We start from the raw sequence: 1,318 nt of genomic DNA, 5'->3' as shown, positions 1-1,318 counted from the left end.
TGCCACGACTTCGGCGGTGTACTTGAGCCCCGCTACATTGTCGGCGCGGAATCACTTGACCAGTGAGCTATTACGCACTCTTTCAAGGGTGGCTGCTTCTAAGCCAACCTCCTGGTTGTCTCTGCGACTCCACATCCTTTCCCACTTAGCACACGCTTAGGGGCCTTAGTCGGTGATCTGGGCTGTTTCCCTCTCGACTACGAAGCTTATCCCCCGCAGTCTCACTGCCACGCTCTCACTTACCGGCATTCGGAGTTTGGCTGACGTCAGTAACCTTGTCGGGCCCATCGGCCATCCAGTGCTCTACCTCCGGCAAGAAACACGCGACGCTGCACCTAAATGCATTTCGGGGAGAACCAGCTATCACGGAGTTTGATTGGCCTTTCACCCCTACACACAGGTCATCCCCCAGGTTTTCAACCCTGGTGGGTTCGGTCCTCCACCCAGTCTTACCTGAGCTTCAACCTGCCCATGCGTAGATCACTCCGCTTCGGGTCTACAGCATGCGACTCAAACGCCCTCTTCAGACTCGCTTTCGCTACGGCTCCCCCACACGGGTTAACCTCGCCACACACCATAACTCGCAGGCTCATTCTTCAAAAGGCACGCAGTCACATCACACGCAAGGCAAGCCTCACGTAAGCTCCTACGGCTTGTAGGCACACGGTTTCAGGTACTATTTCACGACCCCTCACCGGGGCACTTTTCACCTTTCCCTCACGGTACTCGTGCACTATCGGTCATCAGGGAGTATTTAGGCTTACCAGGTGGTCCTGGCAGATTCACACAGGATTTCTCGGGCCCCGTGCTACTTGGGATCCCCTCAAACAGTCGACAAGGTTTCGCCTACCCGGCTCTCACGGTCTACGGCAGCCCTTCCCAGAGCTTTCAACTACCCCACCGATTTATCACTGTCCGGAAGACCGGCAGATCTTCCAAGAAGGTCCCACGACCCCCGACGTGCAACGCCTGCCGGCTATCACACACGCCAGGTTTAGCCTCATCCGCTTTCGCTCACCACTACTCACGGAATCACTGTTGTTTTCTCTTCCTACGGGTACTGAGATGTTTCACTTCCCCGCGTTACCACCAACCGCCCTATACATTCAGGCGGAGGCAACACCACATGACTGGTGCTGGGTTTCCCCATTCGGACATCCCCGGATCAACGTCTGGTTGGCGACTCCCCGAGGCTTAACGCAGCCTCCCACGTCCTTCATCGGCTCCTGATGCCAAGGCATCCACCGTGTGCCCTAAAAAACTTGGCCACAAAGATGCTCGCGTCCACTATGCAAATCTCAAACAACAAACAGCAACC

Annotated in this window: 1 rRNA gene; it reads right to left on the bottom strand. The window is 56.0% G+C overall.

The features are described 5' to 3' along the window. Window positions 1-1,268 (bottom strand): 23S ribosomal RNA (locus tag FVE25_RS53625); the annotation flags it as partial. Window positions 1,269-1,318 lie beyond the last annotated feature (50 nt).

This window comes from Nonomuraea typhae (assembly GCF_009760925.1).
GTDB classification, from domain to species: domain Bacteria; phylum Actinomycetota; class Actinomycetes; order Streptosporangiales; family Streptosporangiaceae; genus Nonomuraea; species Nonomuraea typhae.
Note: the sequence above shows the minus strand (reverse complement) of the source record. Positions and strands in the feature narration are given on the sequence as shown.